Raw genomic sequence first — 21,080 nt, 5'->3', positions numbered from 1 at the left:
AATATGCAAATAACCATTAACCAAGATTTAGCTTTACGGATGATCACACCTGAGGATGCAGAGAAGGTTTTTGCATTAACGGATGCCTCTAGAGAATATTTGAAAGAATGGCTACCATGGCTAGATTTCACGAGGGAACTGGCGGATACGAAAGCCTATATTGAAGGCTGTATCAAGGGGCATAAAGCGAACAGTAGCCTCTCTCTGGTCATTCTCTTTAATAATGAAATTGTTGGCATTGCAGGCTTTAATACGATTAACCCTAGCAATAAAATCGGCACTGTTGGCTATTGGTTGAATGAAGGAGCACAAGGGCATGGCATCATGACCAAAACGGTAAAAGCTTTATTGCAATATGCCTTTGAAACATTGAAGCTTCATAAAGTAGAAATTCGAGTTGCTGAAGCCAATCACAAAAGTCGTGCAATTCCAGAGCGCCTCGGTTTCATGCAAGAAGGAACCATTCGCGCTGCTGAATGGCTCTACGATCATTATGTAGATCACGTTATTTATGGCTTGCTTGTAAATGAATGGCAGCAACAACAATAAAAAATAGCGACCTGATGAGATGATTCATCAGGTCGCTTTTATTAGGATTGCTCTACCGCTTCTTTCGTTTCTTCAGGTGCTTGCTTTTTTTCAAGACCTAAAGCAATTTGCTCTAATTCTGGACGCAATGTATGCTTTCCAGCATAGCTTTCGATCAGCTCTTTTACATCAATACCCGAAGTTTCTTTTAATGTTTCTTGTAGTGTAGACATTAAATTGGTTGCATAAGACGTCACCTTATTGGCGCCACTGCCTTCCCCACCACCAGTATCGACTACTGTAATCTTATCAATATTACCAAGTGGGCTAGCAAGCTCTTTTGCATATTCTGGCATCATACGAACAACCATATCCAGCACAGCTGCTTGACCATAGTATTCAAAGGCTTCGGCAATCTTACGTTTAGCTTCAGCTTCCGCCAGACCGCGTAAACGAATGATATCAGCCTCAGTTTCCCCTTGTGCTCGCTCTGCATCTGCTTTAGCAAGACCATCCAAACGAATTTTCTCTGCTTCTGCTTTTGCTAAGGATTCAATACGATATTTCTCCGCATCAGCCTGAGCAAGCTCGCGCATTTTTTCTGCAGCAGCATTTTGCTCCACCGCATAACGATCAGCGTCAGCCTTTTTCTTCACTTCAGAGTCATATTGTTTCTCACGACGTAAAATCTCTTTTTCTTCTAATTCAATTTGCTTTTGACGCTCGATAATGCGTATTTGCATTTCTTGCTCCGTCACTTCTTGCTTTGCACGAGCAGTTTCAAGCTCATAGGCTTGGTCAGCGCGCGCTTTGGCAATATCCTGCTCACGACGGAATTCAGCTACTTTTAATTGGTTTTCTTTTTCCGCTTCCGCAATTTCTGTCGCACGCTCTAATTCTGCCTTTTGTGCTTCTTTAGACGCCTCTGCACGTTTAATACGTGTTTCTTTTTCTGCATCTGCCGTCGCAATATCAGCATCTCGTTTTACCTGTGCGATTCTCGGTTTCCCTAGTGAGTCTAAATAGCCATTTTTATCTCGTACATCCTTGATTGTAAAGGATACAATCACAAGACCCATCTTCGCTAAATCTTGTGAAGCAACACGTTGAACTTCCTGTGAGAATTTATCACGGTTTTTATAGATTTCTTCAACCGTCATGGAGCCTAAAATCGAACGTAAATGACCTTCTAACACTTCACGTGCTTCCGCTTCACGCTCCGCTTTTTGCTTTCCTAAAAACTGCTCTGCTGCCGTCGCAATTTCAGAAATAGAACCACCAATTTTAATAATGGCCGTACCATCCGCCATAACAGGTACACCTTGCTCTGTATACACCTCAGGCGTTGTCACTTCTAGTTTACTAGAAAGTAAGCTTAACGGTTGTGCTTGCTGGAAAATAGGGAATACAAATGTACCTCCCCCACGAATGATTTTAATGCGATTCCCCGACTCATCCTTATGTACATTTTTAGAGCCGAGATAGCTACCTGTAACAATCAGTGCTTCATCAGGACCCGCAGTACGATATTTTGTCACATATAAGCCGACTAGGGCAATTAATACAAATGCTACAATTCCTAAAACAATTAAAATATCGGTTGACATAGACATATCTCTCCTTTAAACAAATTTTTTCTCATACGTTCTGACAAAAAGTGTACCGTCCTTCACATCCACCACAAGTACGGTTTCATCATAGTCAATGGCTTCATTATCATAGCCCGTTGCCCGTTTCGAAATCATGCCACTTGTCGTTTCGATGACAACCTCTCCAAAACCATCTACTGGAATTGGCACAATGACTCTTCCTAATTGCCCACCAAGTGATTCCTCTGTGTAAGCTAGTGAGACATCAGCGGAACGTAGCGGAACGAGGACAAATAAATAAAAGATGGAACTTAAAATAGCGCCGATAATACATGCAGCAATGATGTTCCAAACGCTAGAGAACCAGGCTAGTTTTTCTAAAATAAATCCTGCTGCTGACATCAACGTAATGAAAGATAGAATGACACTCGGATTAAAAATGGGCAGTCCTTCCCCAATACCTTCGACTGCATCACCAAAAAACATAACCAATACTGTGGCAAGGCCGGCGAAAATTAAAACCACCAAAAAGATCTGCTCGAGTGAATAGCCAAATAGCGTCAAGTTGCTCACCCCTTTTCATCATATTACCTACTATACGGATGTACCGCAGGAAAAGTTTCAAAATTTTTCAAACTCTTCTTTAAAGTATTATTTTTTGCTTTCATTAGAACCATGTTACAATAGAAAAGTATTCTGACAACTAAGGAGAAATGGCATGAAGCTTTCAACAGTCTTAAATTTTGTTATTCTAGTATTTTTCACGTTATTATTCGTTAACGATTTCTTCCCTGATACAGCTATTGCTGCAATGCTGACTAAAAAAATTATATTGCTTATATTAGTTGTGCTTGTTATCATTCAGCTAGCCTTCGACAAGGGTAGATATAAAAAATTATCAAAAAAGGCTTATATCGGATTAACATTGTATACAGTTGGGTTATGGATTGTTTTAACATTACTTGGCGGTCAGTCACAAATTGGCTTATCGTTCACAAGTCCTCTATTCTATATCATTGTTGTACTGCTTGGATTGGATTTACTGCGCCTTTCACGCCAAACTAAACAGGAACAAACAGAGGAGAAAGCGAAGTAAAACACAGCTATCCGTCAATCTTACGGGGCTATCCACCACTTTTGCACTTTTAACCGCTACATCAACTGTACTATCCGTCACTTTTGTCCCTCTATCCGACGCCAACATAAAAAGCATGTCTCCGATCATTTTGACAGAGACATGCTTTTCTTATGATTCTAATACATTTAAAATGGCATCCAGTTCATTGACAGCTAAATCTAGGCGTTCTTTTGCTTCGATATTTTGCTGTTTTAAGTGACTAAACTCTAGTAAATTTTTCTCATGCTTTAATTTGATAGAAGATAAACGTTCGATTCGTGCTTCTACTTTTTCTATTGCTTGCTCACAGACTGTTGTCCAGAGCTTTTCTGATTGTTGCATTTCCGTTGTGGATGGGTTGTGTTGACGCATAATTCTGGCATAGACCATTTCAATTTGTTCAATTAATTCCGAATAAAAATGGCGCTCGACGCGTGTTGTTTGGAATGTTGGGTGCTCTACCTCTTTTGCGTATGGCGTAATTTGACGAAGCAGCTTGCCAGCATTTTCTCCAAAAGCATGGGATAAATTCAAGACATTCATTAATTGCAATAATAAGCGTATTTCTTCTAGATTAATAAGTTGTGAATCGATGCTTTCTTTTAACTTTAATGACTCCATATAGCGTCGATCAAAAAGTTCAATTTCGCCGTTGCGTTGCTCTACTAAATGTACACTTGCATTGTCTTTTAAGCTTTTAATATAGCGTATGGCATGGTTTTTCAGCTCTTCTTTTGACAGCAAGTTAACATCTTCTTGTTGTGGTTTTTCTCGTTGAACATACGCAAATGCATCCATTTTTTTGGGCCATTGTGCTGCTTGGGTTTCTTCTGAGACATTATAGCGTATATAAATTCCGTGCATTTCATATCCTCCAAGTCCATTAAACAAGTATCTCTAAAGACAATAAATCGAATACGGCATTTTTTCAAGTAAAAAACTTATATAATTGAAAATCCTCTTTCTTAACAATAAAACAAAAATCCCGAATAGTCGATACTATTCAGGATTTTACTAGTTTTCATTAATTCGTACTTACCCTTTGACAAGCTTCATTCGCAAGCGATTCGAAACATACTCCACGATTAAAATAAGTAGCACAAGCCCCAATAATATAGATCCTACCTCAGACCATTTATAGGCATTCATCGCAAAAATTAATGGTGCACCGATTCCACCTGCTCCAACTAAGCCGAGTATGGTTGCATCTCGCAAATTCATATCAAAGCGATAGATCACGATGGATAAAAACAACGCTGTTAGCTGTGGCCAAATGCCATACCGTATTTTCTCCATTAATGTACAACCGATTGCTTCCATCGATTCTAATATACTTTTATCTAAATCCTCAATTACATCAACATAGAGCTTGGACAGCATCCCTATGGAGGTTAATGACATGGTTAGGACACCAGCAAATGGACCAGGACCAGTGACTCTGATGAACATGAGACCATAGACAATGGCAGGGATCGTACGAATGATGATTAACAGCAATCGTACGATAAAAGCAATAGGCTTCGGCACAATATTAGAAGCCGACAAAAAGGCTAAGGGAATGGCTAGCAATGCACCAACAATTGTACCAAGAAACGCAATAGCCATTGTTTCGATTAATAAATAAGGTATGCCTGCCGTTGTCCAATTGACGATTAATGACCAATCGGGATTCAGCAGCCCTACGAATATATTTTTAGCAATTTTTGTGCCATTTACCGATACATTCTCAAAATGAATGGTTGTTACAGACCAAATAAATAACAGACATACAATTCCAATTGTCATGATGTATGACATGCGTCGATTTGGTTCTAACTGTAATTGTTTTTCGATAGCATTCATAACATCACCTCTACATTAATTTTTTGCGGAAATATTCACTCGTTGTCTCAATGAGAAAAACGGTACAAACAAGCATCAACAAAATCATGCCCACATTTTCATAGCTTCTCCACCCTAGGCTTTCATTGAGCAGCAAACCTATCCCCCCTGCACCGACATACCCTAAAATAGATGCGTAACGAACGTTCCCTTCAAAGCAAAATAAGGAGGTCGACAAGTAGTTAGGAAGAATTTGTGGCAAGATGGCATAACGAAATGCTTGCATGGTCGTTAATCCCATCGACTGCATGGCCTCATAGGCTTCCATATTAGCGTTTTCTATTTGCTCATATAATAGCTTGCCAACATAGGCAATGGTAAATAAGAAAATGGCTACAGTGCCTGCCATCGTGCCAAGCCCAAAAATAAATGTCGCAATTAGAGCAATAATCAAGGTTGGTAAAGTTCGAAGCAAACTTAAAATAAACTTGCACATCATCGCCAATCCTTTCTGCTTTGTTATATTGGTCGCAGCAAGTATAGCGATTGGTAAGGCACATAGAGCCCCTGCAATCGAACCAAATAATGACATTTTAATCGTATCAAAGAGGGGCTGCCATAGCTTTGATAAATAGCCCCAATTTGGCGGAATCATCTGTTGTAGGATGACAAAAAACTGTTGTATTCGGTTAACTAAAATATCTAGGCTAAAGCCCGTAATTCGAATAGCAAGTACGGTTAGAATGAATAGAATAAGCCACACGCCCGGTATGAACGAACGTTTCTCCAGTACTTCTTTGCCATTAGGCAATACTATTTTTTTCGGTGATAGCAGCTTCCATTGCATACTTCGTTACGCCTCTCTCTTGATTGGTATTGTGATAGATGAAGGCAAGCGTTTCCTCGTTGATTTCATCTGCTTGCCCATCAAAGACAATTTCACCACTACGCACGCCTATAACACGTGTTGCGTAAGCTAATGCTAGATCTACATGATGGATGTTAATTAAAATGGTCATGTTTAGCTCTTGATTAATGCGTTTAAAATCCTCCATTACTTGCTTTGCTGTTACGGGGTCAAGGGATGCAACTGGCTCGTCAGCTAAAATAATTTGAGGATTTTGAGCAAGTGTACGCGCTAAGGCAACGCGCTGTTGTTGTCCGCCTGATAACTGATCGACACGTACATAAGCCTTATCTAAAATACCGACCTGATCGAGAGCCATTAACGCTCTACGCTTCTCTTCTTTCGTAAATATACCTAAAATTTTTCGCCAAACAGGCATATTCGGTACAAAGGAAACAAGGACATTTTTCAAGACTGATACACGCGTAACAAGATTAAAAGATTGAAAAATCATGCCGATATTACGGCGTAGCTGGCGAATGCTCTTGCCCTTTAGTTGATGCACGTTCACATGATTGACATGCAAGGTTCCCCCAGTAATATCGTGCATTTTATTAATACAACGTAGCAGTGTTGATTTCCCTGCACCCGATAAGCCGATGATGGCGACAAATTCACCTTGCTCAATTTGAAGATTAATTTGATTTAAGGCAAGTAAGCCATTCGGATAACGTTTTTCTACCCTTTTAAATTCAATCATTGTACCGCTCCATTTCTACAAGAATCTCACAGAATGAAAGAAGAATCTGCTTTCTGCGGGTATCCGCAAGTCACAGATTCTTCACCACCATAACGGACTATTAGTTCGAACCTAAATTTTGCACTAATTCTTGTGCCTTACGCTCATTGTCATAATCACGATCCTTTGCTGCCTGATAGCCTTCATGACTATAGATTGCAATCACTTCTTTCCCTTTGTCCGTGTTGCCAATATTGATGAATGCCTGTTGAACGGCCTTTTTCAAGTCTTCCGTCATAACCTTTGAGTTTTTACTTACGCTAATCGTATCGTTATAAATGGCTGGCATTACCCCGAGTAAATCTGTCTCCTCCCAAATAGAAGCAGAGCGGTCGAATTCGCCTTGCCAGCTTTCCTCATAATCACGACGTGCGTCTGCATATGTGACCAAAACATCCGTTTGTCCTGCCGCTAAACGTGCAAAGGCACTACCATAGGAATCGGCCTGGACAACCTTCGCTAAATCAGGAATCGTCTTTTCGAAATTCTCGTGTAACCATAGTGTTGGGTAAATATAGCCTGCTGGTGAGGAAGAGGACATCACATTCCAAGTAACAGTATTTAAATCCTCAAACGTTAATTTTTCACCGTTATTGACTTTTGCTGCTAATGCCTTGCCTTTCTCAGATGGACCTGCTACTAAGATGGCTCTATACGAAGTGGCTTGTGTTGTTGTCGGTGCAGTTGGTTTATTTTGATTCCAATCAACTGGATTATCCGAATCATTATTTAAGCCTGCACGTGTAGCGGTTAAAATGACTTCTGCACCATCATCATAAAGCACATAAGTCCCACCAGGAATTAAGCCAATATCGGTAGTACCTGCGGATAAGGCTTCCCCTACTGCTTCAAAGTTTGTACCTACCGTAATATCGATTTCCTCTACATCAAAACCTAATTTTGCTAGCTCGTCCTTCAGTAGCCCCTTTAAAGGCTCCGTTGCTGTAATGATTTCATCTGGATTACGCGAAGGCACAAAGCCAATCGTTAATTTTTCTACAGATTCATTGCCACCTGCATCAGTAGATGTCTCGACCGTTTTATCAGTATTCGATGTACTCGAAGCCTCATTTCCACATGCCATCAAAAATACAGAAAGCATGCATGTTAACGTGAAAAGTAGTAATTTCTTCAAAGTGTTATCCTCCCCATTTTTGAAATGCTTCCTCAGTATAAACAGTAAATATTTTCCTAGTATTAAAAGAGAGTAAATATATGTGTCTAATTCGTAAAATAGTATTTTGATATTGTAAATACACTAATTTTCTAGCTATAACTTTATATACTATGGGTATACTAATGATCGGAGGATCACATATGACAGTAAAAACCTTACAAATACTTGCCACTAGCGATATTCATGGCTATATAATGCCCACTACTTTCCGAAACGACCATCATGAAGCACTGGGTTTAGCAAAGCTCGCAACCATCATTGAAAAAAAAAGACTTGAAATGCCTACCCTTTTAATTGATAATGGTGATTTTATTCAGGGAAGTCCCATGACTTTTTACCATCAGAAATTTCAAGCTCAGGAACTCAATCCATTGATTCAGGTCGCCAATGAGCTTCAATACGACGCCATGGTATTCGGTAATCATGAATTTAATTATGGTCAACAGACATTACAATCCGTTATAAGCCAATCGAATTTCCCATGGCTGGGAGCGAATATTGTTACGGAGGATGGCAAGCCTTTTACGAAGCCTTATATAATAAAAGAAATAGAGGACGTTCGACTAGCTATTTTGGGTGTGACAACACATTTTGTGGAAAAATGGGAGGAACCCCTACATATCCAGGGACTTCACTTTGAGGATGCCTTTTCAAGTGCTAGCTACTGGGCAAAATGGATTCGTGCGAATGAACAAATTGACGTGCTTATTCTTTGCTATCATGGGGGCTTTGAACGAAATCTTGAAACGGGAGAATTACTTGAAGCAGAAGATGGTGAAAATCAAGGATACCGCATGTGCGCAGAAATTGAAGAAGTAGACATTATCATTTCTGGTCATCAACATCGAGAGATTAGCACGAAGATCAATGGGAAATCTATTGTTCAGCCTGGTTCTAAAGGGACTTGCATTGCAATGATTGAACTAGAGGTTGTAATGGATGAGCAACATACGATTCAATCCATTGCTCATACACCTGTACTTATTTATAGCTCGGAAAACACGATACCTCAAAAATCCGTTTGCCAGATCATCTCTCCTACATTTGAAAAAACCGAAGCTTGGTTAGATGAAACGATTGGCGTGATTGAAGGAGATTTGCAAATCGAAAATCCTTTTCTGGCGCGTATTCAAGAACATCCTTATATAGAATTTATTAATCGCATTCAAATGGCGAAGTCTGGGGCTTCAATTTCTTGTACGGCTCTTTTTCATGATGAACGAGGTGGCTTAAAGCAAGCTGTCACCATGCGTGATATTGTTACAAACTACATTTATGCCAATACTTTAAAGGTACTTCGATTAACTGGACAGGACATCTTACAGGCCCTTGAACAATCGGCTAGCTATTTTACAGTCGAGGGAGGACAGCTAAAAGTCGCAGAAGCTTTTCTGCATCCTAAGGCACAGCCCTATAATTATGATATGTGGGAGGGAATCGAGTACAGCTTTGACATATCCAAACCTATTGGAGAACGTGTGACGAAACTATTGTACAACGGCAAGGTTATTAATAAGGATGAGGAATTTAATGTCGTAATGAGCAGCTATCGTGCTACAGGAGCAGGAAATTTTGACTTTTTAAGAACTCGCCCCGTTGTAAAAGAAATACAAATGGATATGACTGAATTAATTGCTGATTATATTTTAAAGCATCCCTGCATCCAAGCAACTTGTAATCAAAATTGGCAAGTACAGTTCTAAAAAATCGCCAAATTCCTTGTAAGCACTACAGGAATTTGGCGATCTTTATGTGTAGCTATTTAAGCCTGTTGGCGAATGTCTTGAATGCTCTTCCCTTCAGTAAATGCATGGATGGATGCAATGGAGCCCACCGATTGAAAATTTGCCTTTTCATAGACCTTGGCAACCTGTTCACTAATCGGTAATATCCAAAGATCGTCCAATCCCAGCTTGACTGATTGCTGTTGGATATGCTGCAGCATATAGCCGATTAAACCACGTCCTCGATAGCTTTCCGTTGTTGCAACACTTTCAATCCTTCCTTGATTTCCTGATATAAAAATATTTGCCGAACAGCACGCCACCCCATCTAGTCTTAATAAATAATACGTAAAATGTGATGAATGATACGTTTGCTCAAATGCCTTTTTTATTAAAGAAGGCTCCCCAAAAGCAGCAATGCTCATTTCTACTGCTAATGCTTCCTCCATATTCACATCCGTTACACGCTCAATTTGGATGGCAGAATTAGGTGGAAGTGGCGTATATTCACCGTTCCAGTACTGAATTTCATTCACAAATTGCTCATATTGAAAGCCATGCGTCTCTAATGCCTCTATACATAAATGGTTTTCTTCAAGATTATACAAATAAATTCGTGGAATCAGAGACTTTGATTGATAGAAATCTTTGATGTTTTGTAAAAATAGATCCGGCTGTTCAATCTTCCCCCAAATCTGTGCATGATTTGCATCATAATAGGTTGGGATAGCCTGATTGTAAAATAAGACCCCCTCCTTACAAACCTCCACTTCGCTAAAACTCTTCACATAATCTATATCAAGCTGCATAATGCGTTCTAAATTAAACATGCTCCGCTCCCCCTTCAAACCATCTTTCATATAAATGCTCTAATTGCAATTCAAGCTTCTGCCGTTGTTCTTTAGCAAGCGATGGTTCTTGTAGTTTTATCTCTAATTTTTCAATTTGTTGTTCAATCGTTAATTCTTTTTTTGCTGGCTGCGTTTTATTCGCAGGTTGTTGTTCAATCGTTTTCTTTGCGAACTCCTGTCGTTTTTGTCTAGCCCACTCATAATCTCCCTCAAAAACCTGAATCGTTTGGTTTTCAATCCACGCCGTTTTCGAGAAAATTTTCTGTAAGAAATAACGGTCATGTGACACCCCAATAATTGTGCCTTCAAAGGATTCTAGTGTTTCTTCCAATACTTCTCTTGCTTCAATATCTAAATGGTTTGTGGGCTCATCTAAGATTAAGACATTGATATCCTCATGCATTAATTGTGCTAAACGCAAACGCATTTTTTCTCCACCACTTAAGTCCTTCACTTTTTTAAAGACATCATAGCCATAGAACAAAAATCGTGCGAGTATATGACGGGCTTCCGCTTCTGACACGGCGACACGTTCACGAAAGGCATCAATTAATCGGATAGCAGGGTTTTGATGTTCAAATTGCTGGGAGAGGTAGCCAAATTTCACATTGCTCCCAATATGACACACTCCCTGATTAGGAACGATTTCACCTAACATCATTTTTAATAATGTTGATTTTCCACTACCATTACTCCCAACAATCGCTAATCTTTCTCCAAAATAAACAGCTAGATTGCTGTCTTTCAATAAAGGCTTATCAAAGCCATGATCAATGTCTTGCAATAGCACTACCTCTTTGCCACTACGTTCAGCCATCGTTAACGCTAAATTCATTTTCTTTTTAGTGAGGGGCTTCTTTACTCGCTCAATACGTGCTAATGCTTTTTCCATACTTTTTGCACGTCGATGCATCGAGGCGTTTGGTGGATTCGCCTCATTCGCCCACTGCTTTAATCGTTTTATCGTTTCTTGCATCTTTTTAATTTTCTTTTGCTGCTCTTCATAGTTTGCAAACTGTTGTTCAATTTTTGCTTCTTTTTGTGCTATAAAAGCATCATAATGGCCGTTATACGTAAAAGCCTCCCCATCCTCAATTTCGATAATCTTCTGGGCTACTTGATTCATAAATTGACGATCATGGGATACGACAATGACAATCCCCTCAAAGTTTCGCACATAATTTTCAAGCCACTCAATGGCTTGCATATCCAGATGGTTCGTTGGTTCATCTAATAACAAAATAGAGGGCTTTTTCAATAAAATTTGTCCAAGCATAACCTTTGTTTTTTCTCCACCACTTAAGTTACTAAAAGGTTGCTCCAGCAAATCTACTATGCCCAGTCCATGTGCAATCATTGCCAACTGGGCATCTACTTCATAGCCCCCTGCTAGCATAAATTGCTCCTGCAGTTGACCATATTGTAAGAGTATTTTATCTGTGACAGTCGACTGCATCTCTTGCTCAAGTGCCGTCATTTTTCCCTTAATTGCATAAATATCCGCAAATGCTTCCTCCAGCACTTCTTTCACAGCATGCTGTGGGTAGTGTGGAATTTGGTGTAAGTAGCCAATCGTCGCTTCTTTACTTTTAATAATTCGACCTTTTTCAGGCATCTCTACCCCTGCTAGTAGCTGTAATAAAGTCGTTTTACCACTGCCATTCACGCCAACAATGGCCACATGCTCGCCTTTATTTACCTCTAGCTGTAAATTCTCGAATAATATATTCCCACCCATAATTTTTTGGATTTGTTCAGCTTTCATTTGCATCGTTTTTTCCTCCAATGAAACGTGCGAAAACATCTTTAGAACACAAAAAAGACTGCTCCTTAACAAGCAGTCTTCTTCTCATTTAAATGTGTGAAAAAGAATGGTTAATTCGCTACGTTTGTTATTTGATTTTGCTTAAAAATGGACAGACCTATCCCTTTGTTCGCAAAATCGAAAGTAATCACACGTGCAAAATACATAGCTGTATCCACTTTTACACATGTTTTCGTAGCGTTTTTATTCATTCCTTTTCACCTCCGTTCATAATAGTTATGGCTATCATAACATTATTCAGATTATTTGGAAAGGGAAAATTTAACGTTCATTTATCATTATTCAAAAGTTCCATACTAAAAAATTGTATGAATGATCGAAATTAGCATAAAGAAAAACATGAGAGGTTGATTCATTGCCCCCTCATGTTTTCACTTTTTTCACAAATATTTTCACCACAGGCACAAGGAAAATTGAGACCACTAGTACACGAAATAGCTGAAAAGCCGTAACAATCGTGACATTGGCATGTACAGATGCGGCGATAATTCCCATTTGATCAAGACCGCCAGGAACAATACTTAAAAAGCTTGTCCTAAAATCAAGGCTGTACAACGCTGTCATCACAAATGTTAAACCATAGGCTGCTCCGATAAAAATGCCTGCTGAGACAAATGCATAAAAGATATGCTTCTTCGATAAATGTAAATCCTCTTTTTTCAATAACAACCCAATATAAATTCCAAGCATGAGTTGGGCGATATGTAGTAATGATAGCGGTAATTTCGGCACTTCCACCCCTGCCATATTTATACCCATTAATAAAAACACTGGGCCAAGCATATAGCCTGTTGGAATTTTTAGCTTTTGTGCCAGCCACCCTGCGCCACCACATACAACAAGTATGCCAACAAGGCTCCATGTATACGCTCCATCAATCATAGAACTATTGCCGCCTGCTCCTGCCACCATTAAAGGAACAAAGCCAACGATTAAAAGAACACGAAGGATTTGAAAGAACGTGATGACCACCATATCCATGTCTTCTTGCTCCTCAGCAAATGCCACAACCTGTGACATGCCCCCAGGTACACAGCACGTTAAGGCAGTCGCAAAATCCAAATCGGTACGCTTTGCAACAAGAAAACTCACCGCAAAAAATAGCAAAATAAATAGGATGTTTAACACGACCATGCTTCCTAAAAAAAGCTTAATATCCTGTACAGCTTCTGGCGTAAAGGCATAGCCGATAGAATACCCTGCTACAACTAAACCAAAATTACGGAAAGAATGATGCCATTTTAACTGGACATTGGTTGATAGCTGCACGATGAGCACCGCTGTAATCGCTCCTAACAACCAAGGCATCGGTATATGTAAAAATTGAAAAATCACAGCACCTATTAAACCAATGCATAATGTGATGAACATATGCTTATCAAAAACAAACATAGTAGCAACCCCTTCAACTCGATAAGCCTATTATGACGTTTAAGCATCTTTTTTTCTACCGGGCTGACTTTTGAGCTGTTTGCTATCGCTTAAAAAGAACCTGTTATCCATCAAATAAAACCTCTTATCAAACAATTTATCCTTGTTAAAATTTTCTATGCTACATTAGTAATACCTGATTCAGCGTTTTAAAAGGAGGCCTCCTATGAAAATTCATTTAACCATCAATCATGAACTCGAAGAAACAGAGGTTCATATTCATGCCAAGGAATATAATGAGCAAATTGAAAGATTGATGAAGCAGCTTCAAGCATCCCAAACGACGATGCTAGATGGGTATTTTCAACAAGAAATTCATCTATTAAAAATTTCTGATATTTATTCCATTTACGCAGAGGATGCCAAAGTATTTTTGCAAACAGATGAGCAAGAGTTTGAGTCAAAGCGAAAATTATATGAGCTAGAGGCACAGCTAACCAAGGATTTTGTACGCGTGAGTAAATCTACGCTTGTCAATATCCATAAAATCGCCTCTATTCGAATGGGCAAAATCGGTACAACACAACTATTACTCGAAAATGAAGTAGCCATTCATGTCAGTCGAAAATACTTAAAAGAATTAAAGCGACATTTAGGTATTGGGAGGGATTTATAGCATGAAGTATTTACGCATGATGATTATTGGACTACTCATTTCCCTTAGTTCTTCTTACATCTTAGTCACATTAAGCGTCCTTTCAAACAATGCGGTTATGTCAGGATCAGCATTACTTGAGGAAATAGTGATCGCAGCCATTCTTGGTATTGCCATTGGTTTGCTATCCGTCATTTTTGATATTGAGCCACTGCCTTTTACAGTTCAGCTTCTTTTACATTTCATGGCAGTAACAGCGTGTGTACTAACCGCTGGCTATTTTGGTAATTGGTTCGAACATTCAGGAGTGCCCTATGTACTTATCAGTGAAGTTATTATTTATTTAATTGTGTGGTGTATTCTATATATTCTTCAATTATATGATATTGAAAAAATCAATCAAGAAATTCAAAAGAGAAGGGATTAACCACACATGACTTTTGCGATAAAAGTTGAAAATTTATGTAAACACTATGGCGAACAGCAAGCTGTCAAAGGCATTTCTTTTACAGTTGAACAAGGCACCCTATTCGCTTTTTTAGGTGCAAACGGTGCAGGTAAATCAACAACGATTGAAATTCTTTGCACATTACTAAAAAAATCGAGCGGTCAAGTAACCATTAATGGTTTCACTCTTGATGCAAGCAATGATAATGCAGATATCCGTAAATCTATTGGAGTCGTTTTCCAGCAAAGTCTATTAGATGAGCGATTAACAGTACGCGAAAATATCCTCCATCGAGGCAAAACATATGGTTTATCGAAAACACAGCTTACTGAAAATTATCAATTTGTTTCCACCTATTTGCATTTAGAGGATATTGAAAAGAAAAAATATGGCACATTATCAGGAGGACAAAAAAGGCGAGCAGATATTGCTCGTGCATTGATTCATCGTCCTAGTATTTTATTTCTGGATGAACCTACAACCGGTTTAGATCCACAAACACGGCAATTTGTTTGGCAGGCTATCAAGCAGCTTCAGTTGGAAACCAATATGACCGTTTTTTTAACAACCCATTATATGGAGGAAGCGGCAGTTGCTCACCAAGTCACTGTCTTAAAGCAAGGAAAAATTGTCGCGCAGGGGACACCCGATGCACTGAAGACAAAATATGCCTATGATTCAATGGCTCTCGTTTTTCATCATTCGAAGGAGGGTGTAAAATTACTTGAGGAAAATGCAATCTCCTACACAGAGAAGCAAGGGATATACACCATCCGTTTAACTTCTACCTTACAGGCACTTCCCCTTTTAAAAAAAGCTGAGCCACTCATCGCTTCCTTTGAAGTCATTAAAGGATCGATGGATGATGTCTTTCTTCATATTATGGCTGAGGAGGAGGTTGCGTAATGGAAGCATTATTTAGTTTAGTTTTGCGTAATAACAAAATATTTAGGCGGGATAAAACACAAATGTTCTTCTCCCTACTATCAGTCATCATTGTCATTGTGCTGTACGCTGTCTTTCTCCAAAAGATGCAGGTAGATGCCATTGAACGATTAACAGAAACTACGCCTGAATTGATCACCATGGTCAATGAATGGCTTGTAGCAGGATTACTTTCCATGATTGCTGTTTCGACTACACTTGGTGCCTATGGCATTGCTGTTAAGGATCAGGAGTCAAAAGTGCAAGCCGATTTTTTAACAGCTCCCCTTTCTCGTGCAACCATTCAGTTAAGCTATGTACTCAATGCGTTTATTATCGGCTGTATTTTTTCCTTTATCGCTCTCATTGGCTGTGAAATCTTTATTGTAGCAGCGGGTGGTGAGCTTCTAAGTTTTGGGGATTTTGTGCAAGTAATGGGCATCCTATTTTTATCTGTCTTGCTTGCGAGTGTCTTTAACTTATTTCTTTCGTTATTTGTGTCGACACAAAATGCTTTTTCAACACTCGGCACAATTGTTGGTACACTACTTGGATTTTTATGTGGTGTTTATGTTCCTCTTGGAGCTCTACCAAGCTTTGCTCAACATGTAATCATATACTTCCCAATTAGCCATACAACACTATTATTACGCAATGCTTTTATGGAGAGCTCTATTGCAAATGTTTTTGAAGGTGTGCCTGTTTCCTATGTGGAAGATTATAAAATCAATTATGGCATTGTTTACGAGCTAAATGGACATATACTTAGCTCCTCAACAAGTCTAATTGTGATTGCTTGTACAATCGTAGTTCTTTCTCTAGCATCTATGATTCTATTTAAAAGAAAATATAAATAGATATTAACCAACATCATGACACATCGTTTAAAAAAGGATGTGTTAGTGTTGAAAAACAAAACAGTCAATTGAAAGGTAGAAATGAAGTTCCGTTGCAGGCTACTTGCTTTCCTGTGGGCGAGCGCCGAATCGCTTCCTCCGCTACCGCTCCGTTTAGAGTTTTGCCTGTCTCGCTATTCCAAGGGAGTCAAGTAGCCCTCCACTCCAACCCACTTTTTAGCAAAGGTTTTCAAATAAAGGAAAGGTCTTCACTACTCATTTTATGGAGGGGTGTTGTCACGCATCACTTCTCCACATTGAAAATAAAGAGCCTATTCCCTCTAAGAATACAAATAATGGGCGATTTAATTGCTATGCTACTATGAAAAAAAGTAAAGACACTTTGCAGCATGGTTGATTGGAGTGGAGCCAGCGTTACTCCTAGGGGATTTAGCGTCACAGAGGAGACCCTGGAGTGAACGAAAGTGAGTGAAGCGGCTCATCGGACGCCCCCTGGAAAGGACGCTGGCGGAACGGAAATCAACCCCTCACCTTGCCAAGTTGCTTTTTCTGCCGTTGACATTATCTTTTTGCAACATCATGACACATCGTTTAGAAGACGATGTGTTTTTTATTGCATTCACACAAACATTTTGTTATTTTAAATATAAAATAACAAACAAATTTTAAAATTGTTTGTTTTTCGGAGGATTCCCAATGGATGTAAATGAATTGTTTTGGCAAGCTCCTATCGAGGATCTTAAAAAGGGTTACATCGATGAAGCGACACACTTCACTTGCCTACTGTGCGGTGAAAAAGTAGAAAAAGGCATTATTTATCCTTATGAAGGCTTACTGTATGAAGCAGAGAAAATGATGCAGCACCATATTACATTAGCTCACCAATCTGTTTTTCATTATTTAAACGGTCTCAACAAAAAAATGACAGGCTTAACAGAACATCAAAGTCATATTTTACGCTTATTTTATGAAGGAAAATCAGATCAGGAGATAAAAGAAGAATTAGAGATTGGCAGTGCCACAACGATCCGCCATCACCGTTTTGCTTTAAAAGAAAAGGAACGCCAAGCCAAAACATTGTTGGTGATGATGGAGTTACTAAAGGAACAAGATCAGAAGGAGGAACCATTTGTGCCTATTCATAAAACAGCTACGATGGTTGACGATCGCTATAACGTAACCCTCACGGAAGAACAGCAAATATTGGAGAAATTCTTTCCACAAGGTATAGGCAAGGAGCTAGTACGCTTTCCTAAACGTGAAAAGCAGAAAATTGTAGTACTTCGAGCCATCACAAAGCTTTTTGATGTAGAAAGACAATATACAGAAAAAGAATTAAATGAAGTCATCAAACCGATGTATGAAGACTATGTTCATATACGTCGTTACTTAATTGAATACGGTTTTCTGGACCGCAAAGCAGATGGTAGTGCCTATTGGGTAAAAAAATAAGAAAGCAGGTTAATAAAAATGGATCCTAAAAAAGAGTTAAAAGAAATGTATAAAGAGATGAAAATTGAAGCTGGTGTTTTTACCATGACTAATAAACAAACTGGAAAAGTGTTTGTGGGTAGCTTCAATAATTTAAAGCGTTTAAATGGCTTTCAATTTATGCTAAAAACCAATACACATACAAACAAGGAGCTTCAGGCAGATTACAATTTATATGGTCAAGAAGCTTTTGAAGTGGCTATCGTTGAGCATTTAAAGAAAAAAGAAGAGGGCTATTTTGACGCCAAAAAAGAACTCGAAAAGCTGGAGCAAAAATGGCTCGACACGCTAAAGCCTTATGGTGAACGTGGCTATAATTAGTAATTATATAGTAGCGCATTTGCCAGTAAGTAGATGGTAAATGCGCTATTTATCACTTGGTTGTCTTGCTTCCAACGGATTGAATTTCCTGTTGAGCTTTCTTCGTTAATTTATTGAAAACAAGCTCATAGGAATGTTGGATAAGATTCTCTACCAAATCCATCGGAACATCTTCAGCATCCATATAAATAGAATTCCAATGGGTTTTATTCATATAGTAACCAGGTATAATGCTGTCATATGCTTCCCTTAATTCTTCCGCTCGAGAAGGCTCACATTTCAACGTAAGCACAGGTTTGCCCGTTGCATTGCCCCCAAGCATGGCATACATTTTTCCACCGATATGATAGCGATCTGCTTGCCACTCCTCTTGATAGTCATACGTTGTTCCTTGAAGCTGTAAACAGTAAGCATGAATTATTTCTTTTTCCATCTTTACGATCCCCTTCCTACCACAAATAAAAACACACGTTCGATTACGGTTAGTATAACCTAAAACGTGTGTAGAGAATAGCATTATTTAGTTGTACCACGATCAAACATCCCGATAACCTCTGTTGTCTGTAAAATATTCACAAACGACTTTGGATCAGTTTCCTTAATCGTGCTTTTCACATCAGCTAGTTGGTAACGCGTAATAACAGTAATTAACACTTTCCGACCTTCACCAGAGTATGCTCCCTTTGCATCGATAATCGTTACCCCACGATGCAGCTTTTCTAATAGCTGCTGCTTGACCTCGTCCCCTTTACTGGTAATAATCATCAGCGTTAATTTAATATGGCTCGTATGAATTGTATCAACCACTTTTCCAGTTGCATAAATGGAAACAAGCGTTAACAATGCCGCATCCCAGCTAAAGACAAAGCCAGAAGCTGCCACTACGATACCATTCATAGCTGCAATTAGCGTACCGAGTGGAAAATCGCGTTTGCGACTAAGTAGCATAGCAATAATATCAAAGCCCCCTGAGGAGCCAGCCGCTCGGAAAATCATGCCCATTGCAAAGCCTACAATAACACCGCCAAATAAGGATGCGAGAATTGGCTCTTGTGTCGCTTTGTGTATCGGAATAATATATAAACTCACTGACAACACAGCCACCGAAAGAATGGTGTAGCTGATAAATCGCTTGCCAAGCTTCATCACACCTAAAATCAGTAAAGGCAGGTTAAGCAGTAAATTTAACACGCCTGTATTCAAAGGGGTAATAATCCCAAGCATGATGGCAATACCACTCAACCCACCACTCAAAATTTCATGGGGAATTAATAAATAATTATAGGCAAAGGCTACTAAAATGGAAGAAAGTGTAATTATAATCACATTTCGCATAATGCTATCCCCTATCAATCAACGACCAAATTTTGATACATCTTTGTCATAGACTACCCAATTTACTCCCATGAAAAACCTATCCTCTTACTTTTTCTTCTGTTCTTCCTTTAAAGGCATATTTTGCTTCTGTTCCCCAGTATCCGCAACCTTATAGATCCGCTCCAGCATTGGTGGATGTGTATAACGGAACCACTTCACTAAGAGTGGTGGGTTCACTTCACTTAAGCCTGAAATCGTTAGCTTTTGAAACGCTGTTACAGCCGCTTCTCGATCATTCATAAGGTTAATCGCATACTGATCTGCTCTCGTTTCCTGATATCTTGATATCAAATTGGACACTGGATTGGAAGCAAATAGTAATATAGAGGTAATGAGTAAAAATAATGGATACGAACGAATGCTACTGATTTTATTAATTTTAAAAACCTGTCCATATCGTGAAATCAAGCGACGCATAATTTTCGCTGTTAGCCATAACCCTATCAACATTAAGAATAAATAGCCTGCAATGCCAAAATAAATATGCTTTTCTACATAATGTCCCATTTCATGTGCCATGATAAATAAAATTTCATTGTCCGTTAGTCTATTTAATGTAGTATCCCAAAGCACAATTCTCGAATTGCTCCCAATCCCTGTCACATAAGCATTTAAGGCATTGGTCTTTTCTGCCATATTGACCTCATAAACATGCTCTGCCGGAATATTTGCCTGTGTAGCAAGTGTAAGTATCTTTGTTTCCAGCTCTTTATTTTTTAGCGGATAAAATTCATTGTACAAAGGATCAATGACAACTGGCTGAATGAACATTACAAAGATTGTAAAGGGGATGGTTAAAAGCCAAGCATAGAGCCACCATCTTTTTTCGCTCTTTTTAATGAGCCAATAAATTACCGTAACAATAATCAAGCTAGTGCCAAAGTTCACCCAAAAATCAATGACACCGTCCTTCATCCAAGATGCAAATGCTTGTGTACTGATGCCATAGCTTTTGCTAAGATGATAGCGATAATAATCAAGCGGGAATAGCACGATATATAGTAATAAAGATAATAGGAATAAGTAGCCTGCATTTTGCAATAGCTTCCACTTCGTTTGGGAGGTCGTCACTTTTTCGAAATAACGGGATACGCCCAATAGTAAAATCAAGAAGTAAATAAGCCATTCTAAAGGTGTGGCTACAAAGAATATAAAGTTCCGTATTTTTGAATATTCACCACTTAAAAAGAGCTCCTTGCCAGACATAAACATCACTGGATCTGCCGCCGTTCCTTGTAAGGCACTCGGTATTTTACCACCACCGCTATGGAATATATACCAGTACATACAAAGCACGTAAACACCGAAAAGTAGTAGTGTAACAATGCCCATTTTTTTCGCTATGTTATTTCCCCCTC

General features: G+C 39.0%; 23 protein-coding genes. 9 read left to right on the top strand and 14 right to left on the bottom strand.

Features of this window, described 5'->3' with window-relative positions:
* Positions 1-3 precede the first annotated feature (3 nt).
* On the top strand, positions 4-549 hold the full coding sequence (locus tag JTI58_RS16325) for a GNAT family N-acetyltransferase (protein WP_205442326.1): 546 nt from the start codon (positions 4-6) through the stop codon (positions 547-549).
* A 41-nt stretch (positions 550-590) separates the two neighbouring features.
* Here JTI58_RS16325 and JTI58_RS16320 read toward each other — a convergent pair whose 3' ends face one another.
* Positions 591-2,135 (bottom strand): flotillin lipid rafts scaffold protein FloT, encoded by a 1,545-nt coding sequence (locus JTI58_RS16320; RefSeq protein WP_205442325.1) that lies wholly within the window; start codon positions 2,133-2,135, stop codon positions 591-593.
* A gap of 15 nt (positions 2,136-2,150) precedes the next feature.
* The gene (locus JTI58_RS16315; RefSeq protein ID WP_004232545.1) at positions 2,151-2,681 is read right to left on the bottom strand and encodes an NfeD family membrane protein; all 531 of its coding nucleotides are present in this window, start codon (positions 2,679-2,681) and stop codon (positions 2,151-2,153) included.
* Between the two features lie 154 nt (positions 2,682-2,835).
* Here JTI58_RS16315 and JTI58_RS16310 point away from each other — a divergent pair, with 154 nt between their 5' ends.
* Positions 2,836-3,213: a hypothetical protein gene (locus tag JTI58_RS16310; protein WP_205442323.1), complete on the top strand. Its 378-nt coding sequence runs from the start codon at positions 2,836-2,838 to the stop codon at positions 3,211-3,213.
* 150 nt (positions 3,214-3,363) lie between these two features.
* Here JTI58_RS16310 and JTI58_RS16305 read toward each other — a convergent pair whose 3' ends face one another.
* The 5 genes from JTI58_RS16305 to JTI58_RS16285 all read right to left on the bottom strand — a co-directional run bounded on the left by JTI58_RS16305 (position 3,364) and on the right by JTI58_RS16285 (position 7,803).
* The gene (locus JTI58_RS16305) at positions 3,364-4,098 is read right to left on the bottom strand and encodes a hypothetical protein (RefSeq protein ID WP_205442322.1); all 735 of its coding nucleotides are present in this window, start codon (positions 4,096-4,098) and stop codon (positions 3,364-3,366) included.
* 171 nt (positions 4,099-4,269) lie between these two features.
* Positions 4,270-5,076: a phosphonate ABC transporter, permease protein PhnE gene (phnE, locus tag JTI58_RS16300; RefSeq protein ID WP_205442321.1), complete on the bottom strand. Its 807-nt coding sequence runs from the start codon at positions 5,074-5,076 to the stop codon at positions 4,270-4,272.
* A 10-nt stretch (positions 5,077-5,086) separates the two neighbouring features.
* On the bottom strand, positions 5,087-5,902 hold the full coding sequence (gene phnE, locus JTI58_RS16295; protein WP_205442320.1) for a phosphonate ABC transporter, permease protein PhnE: 816 nt from the start codon (positions 5,900-5,902) through the stop codon (positions 5,087-5,089).
* Positions 5,859-6,662, bottom strand: a complete 804-nt coding sequence (gene phnC, locus JTI58_RS16290) for a phosphonate ABC transporter ATP-binding protein (protein WP_205442317.1) — start codon at positions 6,660-6,662, stop codon at positions 5,859-5,861. The genes phnE (JTI58_RS16295) and phnC overlap by 44 nt, the downstream gene beginning before the upstream one ends.
* A 100-nt stretch (positions 6,663-6,762) precedes the next feature.
* Positions 6,763-7,803, bottom strand: coding sequence for a phosphate/phosphite/phosphonate ABC transporter substrate-binding protein (locus JTI58_RS16285; protein ID WP_205447350.1), 1,041 nt, complete (start codon positions 7,801-7,803; stop codon positions 6,763-6,765).
* A gap of 215 nt (positions 7,804-8,018) precedes the next feature.
* Here JTI58_RS16285 and JTI58_RS16280 point away from each other — a divergent pair, with 215 nt between their 5' ends.
* Positions 8,019-9,581 carry a bifunctional metallophosphatase/5'-nucleotidase gene (locus JTI58_RS16280; RefSeq protein WP_243456081.1) on the top strand — a complete coding sequence of 521 codons (1,563 nt, stop codon included), beginning with the start codon at positions 8,019-8,021 and terminating at the stop codon, positions 9,579-9,581.
* 59 nt (positions 9,582-9,640) lie between these two features.
* Here the strand turns inward: JTI58_RS16280 and JTI58_RS16275 are convergent, their stop codons facing one another.
* The 4 genes from JTI58_RS16275 to JTI58_RS16260 form a co-directional block, all read right to left on the bottom strand.
* Positions 9,641-10,432: a GNAT family N-acetyltransferase gene (locus tag JTI58_RS16275; protein ID WP_205442315.1), complete on the bottom strand. Its 792-nt coding sequence runs from the start codon at positions 10,430-10,432 to the stop codon at positions 9,641-9,643.
* Positions 10,425-12,224 carry a ribosomal protection-like ABC-F family protein gene (gene abc-f, locus JTI58_RS16270; protein ID WP_205442314.1) on the bottom strand — a complete coding sequence of 600 codons (1,800 nt, stop codon included), beginning with the start codon at positions 12,222-12,224 and terminating at the stop codon, positions 10,425-10,427. Before abc-f ends, JTI58_RS16275 begins: the two co-directional genes overlap by 8 nt.
* A 104-nt stretch (positions 12,225-12,328) precedes the next feature.
* The gene (locus tag JTI58_RS16265) at positions 12,329-12,469 is read right to left on the bottom strand and encodes an RAxF-45 family protein (protein ID WP_205442313.1); all 141 of its coding nucleotides are present in this window, start codon (positions 12,467-12,469) and stop codon (positions 12,329-12,331) included.
* Positions 12,470-12,641: 172 nt separating this feature from the next.
* Positions 12,642-13,670, bottom strand: coding sequence for an AbrB family transcriptional regulator (locus JTI58_RS16260; protein ID WP_205442311.1), 1,029 nt, complete (start codon positions 13,668-13,670; stop codon positions 12,642-12,644).
* 205 nt (positions 13,671-13,875) lie between these two features.
* Between JTI58_RS16260 and JTI58_RS16255 the strand changes: the two genes are divergently transcribed.
* The 6 genes from JTI58_RS16255 (at position 13,876) to JTI58_RS16230 (ending at position 18,345) form a co-directional block, all read left to right on the top strand.
* Positions 13,876-14,325 (top strand): LytTR family DNA-binding domain-containing protein, encoded by a 450-nt coding sequence (locus JTI58_RS16255; RefSeq protein ID WP_205442310.1) that lies wholly within the window; start codon positions 13,876-13,878, stop codon positions 14,323-14,325.
* A 1-nt stretch (position 14,326) separates the two neighbouring features.
* Positions 14,327-14,731, top strand: coding sequence for a DUF3021 domain-containing protein (locus tag JTI58_RS16250; protein WP_205442309.1), 405 nt, complete (start codon positions 14,327-14,329; stop codon positions 14,729-14,731).
* A 6-nt stretch (positions 14,732-14,737) separates the two neighbouring features.
* Positions 14,738-15,658, top strand: a complete 921-nt coding sequence (locus JTI58_RS16245) for an ABC transporter ATP-binding protein (RefSeq protein WP_205442308.1) — start codon at positions 14,738-14,740, stop codon at positions 15,656-15,658.
* The gene (locus JTI58_RS16240) at positions 15,658-16,533 is read left to right on the top strand and encodes an ABC transporter permease (protein WP_205442307.1); all 876 of its coding nucleotides are present in this window, start codon (positions 15,658-15,660) and stop codon (positions 16,531-16,533) included. The genes JTI58_RS16245 and JTI58_RS16240 overlap by 1 nt, the downstream gene beginning before the upstream one ends.
* Before the next feature lie 696 nt (positions 16,534-17,229).
* Complete coding sequence (locus JTI58_RS16235) at positions 17,230-17,985, top strand: DUF2087 domain-containing protein (protein ID WP_205442306.1); 756 nt, start codon at positions 17,230-17,232, stop codon at positions 17,983-17,985.
* A gap of 18 nt (positions 17,986-18,003) precedes the next feature.
* The gene (locus JTI58_RS16230; RefSeq protein ID WP_205442305.1) at positions 18,004-18,345 is read left to right on the top strand and encodes a GIY-YIG nuclease family protein; all 342 of its coding nucleotides are present in this window, start codon (positions 18,004-18,006) and stop codon (positions 18,343-18,345) included.
* Between the two features lie 52 nt (positions 18,346-18,397).
* On the opposite strand, the gene JTI58_RS16225 is transcribed toward JTI58_RS16230, so the two are convergent.
* From JTI58_RS16225 to JTI58_RS16215, 3 genes are all read right to left on the bottom strand, one after another.
* Positions 18,398-18,778 (bottom strand): MmcQ/YjbR family DNA-binding protein, encoded by a 381-nt coding sequence (locus tag JTI58_RS16225; RefSeq protein ID WP_205442304.1) that lies wholly within the window; start codon positions 18,776-18,778, stop codon positions 18,398-18,400.
* An 83-nt stretch (positions 18,779-18,861) separates the two neighbouring features.
* A complete protein-coding gene (locus JTI58_RS16220) occupies positions 18,862-19,680 on the bottom strand; it encodes a YitT family protein (RefSeq protein WP_004232517.1) in 819 nt (272 codons plus the stop codon).
* 87 nt (positions 19,681-19,767) lie between these two features.
* Positions 19,768-21,066 (bottom strand): M48 family metallopeptidase, encoded by a 1,299-nt coding sequence (locus JTI58_RS16215; protein ID WP_279381332.1) that lies wholly within the window; start codon positions 21,064-21,066, stop codon positions 19,768-19,770.
* Positions 21,067-21,080: the final 14 nt, after the last annotated feature.

It is taken from the genome of Lysinibacillus fusiformis, assembly GCF_016925635.1.
Lineage (GTDB): Bacteria > Bacillota > Bacilli > Bacillales_A > Planococcaceae > Lysinibacillus > Lysinibacillus fusiformis_F.
This window is presented reverse-complemented; position numbering and strand designations above follow the sequence as displayed.

What these genes read in the sequence shown, in the direction of transcription:
- JTI58_RS16325 (WP_205442326.1), top strand. Translation starts at nt 4, where the DNA reads ATGCAAATAACCATTAACCAAGATTTAGCTTTACGGATGATCACACCT.
- JTI58_RS16320 (WP_205442325.1), bottom strand. Translation starts at nt 2,135, where the DNA reads ATGTCAACCGATATTTTAATTGTTTTAGGAATTGTAGCATTTGTATTA.
- JTI58_RS16310 (WP_205442323.1), top strand. Translation starts at nt 2,836, where the DNA reads ATGAAGCTTTCAACAGTCTTAAATTTTGTTATTCTAGTATTTTTCACG.
- JTI58_RS16305 (WP_205442322.1), bottom strand. Translation starts at nt 4,098, where the DNA reads ATGCACGGAATTTATATACGCTATAATGTCTCAGAAGAAACCCAAGCA.
- phnE (WP_205442321.1), bottom strand. Translation starts at nt 5,076, where the DNA reads ATGAATGCTATCGAAAAACAATTACAGTTAGAACCAAATCGACGCATG.
- phnE (WP_205442320.1), bottom strand. Translation starts at nt 5,902, where the DNA reads ATGCAATGGAAGCTGCTATCACCGAAAAAAATAGTATTGCCTAATGGC.
- phnC (WP_205442317.1), bottom strand. Translation starts at nt 6,662, where the DNA reads ATGATTGAATTTAAAAGGGTAGAAAAACGTTATCCGAATGGCTTACTT.
- JTI58_RS16285 (WP_205447350.1), bottom strand. Translation starts at nt 7,803, where the DNA reads ATGCTTTCTGTATTTTTGATGGCATGTGGAAATGAGGCTTCGAGTACA.
- JTI58_RS16280 (WP_243456081.1), top strand. Translation starts at nt 8,019, where the DNA reads ATGACAGTAAAAACCTTACAAATACTTGCCACTAGCGATATTCATGGC.
- JTI58_RS16275 (WP_205442315.1), bottom strand. Translation starts at nt 10,432, where the DNA reads ATGTTTAATTTAGAACGCATTATGCAGCTTGATATAGATTATGTGAAG.
- abc-f (WP_205442314.1), bottom strand. Translation starts at nt 12,224, where the DNA reads ATGCAAATGAAAGCTGAACAAATCCAAAAAATTATGGGTGGGAATATA.
- JTI58_RS16265 (WP_205442313.1), bottom strand. Translation starts at nt 12,469, where the DNA reads ATGAATAAAAACGCTACGAAAACATGTGTAAAAGTGGATACAGCTATG.
- JTI58_RS16260 (WP_205442311.1), bottom strand. Translation starts at nt 13,670, where the DNA reads ATGTTTGTTTTTGATAAGCATATGTTCATCACATTATGCATTGGTTTA.
- JTI58_RS16255 (WP_205442310.1), top strand. Translation starts at nt 13,876, where the DNA reads ATGAAAATTCATTTAACCATCAATCATGAACTCGAAGAAACAGAGGTT.
- JTI58_RS16250 (WP_205442309.1), top strand. Translation starts at nt 14,327, where the DNA reads ATGAAGTATTTACGCATGATGATTATTGGACTACTCATTTCCCTTAGT.
- JTI58_RS16245 (WP_205442308.1), top strand. Translation starts at nt 14,738, where the DNA reads ATGACTTTTGCGATAAAAGTTGAAAATTTATGTAAACACTATGGCGAA.
- JTI58_RS16240 (WP_205442307.1), top strand. Translation starts at nt 15,658, where the DNA reads ATGGAAGCATTATTTAGTTTAGTTTTGCGTAATAACAAAATATTTAGG.
- JTI58_RS16235 (WP_205442306.1), top strand. Translation starts at nt 17,230, where the DNA reads ATGGATGTAAATGAATTGTTTTGGCAAGCTCCTATCGAGGATCTTAAA.
- JTI58_RS16230 (WP_205442305.1), top strand. Translation starts at nt 18,004, where the DNA reads ATGGATCCTAAAAAAGAGTTAAAAGAAATGTATAAAGAGATGAAAATT.
- JTI58_RS16225 (WP_205442304.1), bottom strand. Translation starts at nt 18,778, where the DNA reads ATGGAAAAAGAAATAATTCATGCTTACTGTTTACAGCTTCAAGGAACA.
- JTI58_RS16220 (WP_004232517.1), bottom strand. Translation starts at nt 19,680, where the DNA reads ATGCGAAATGTGATTATAATTACACTTTCTTCCATTTTAGTAGCCTTT.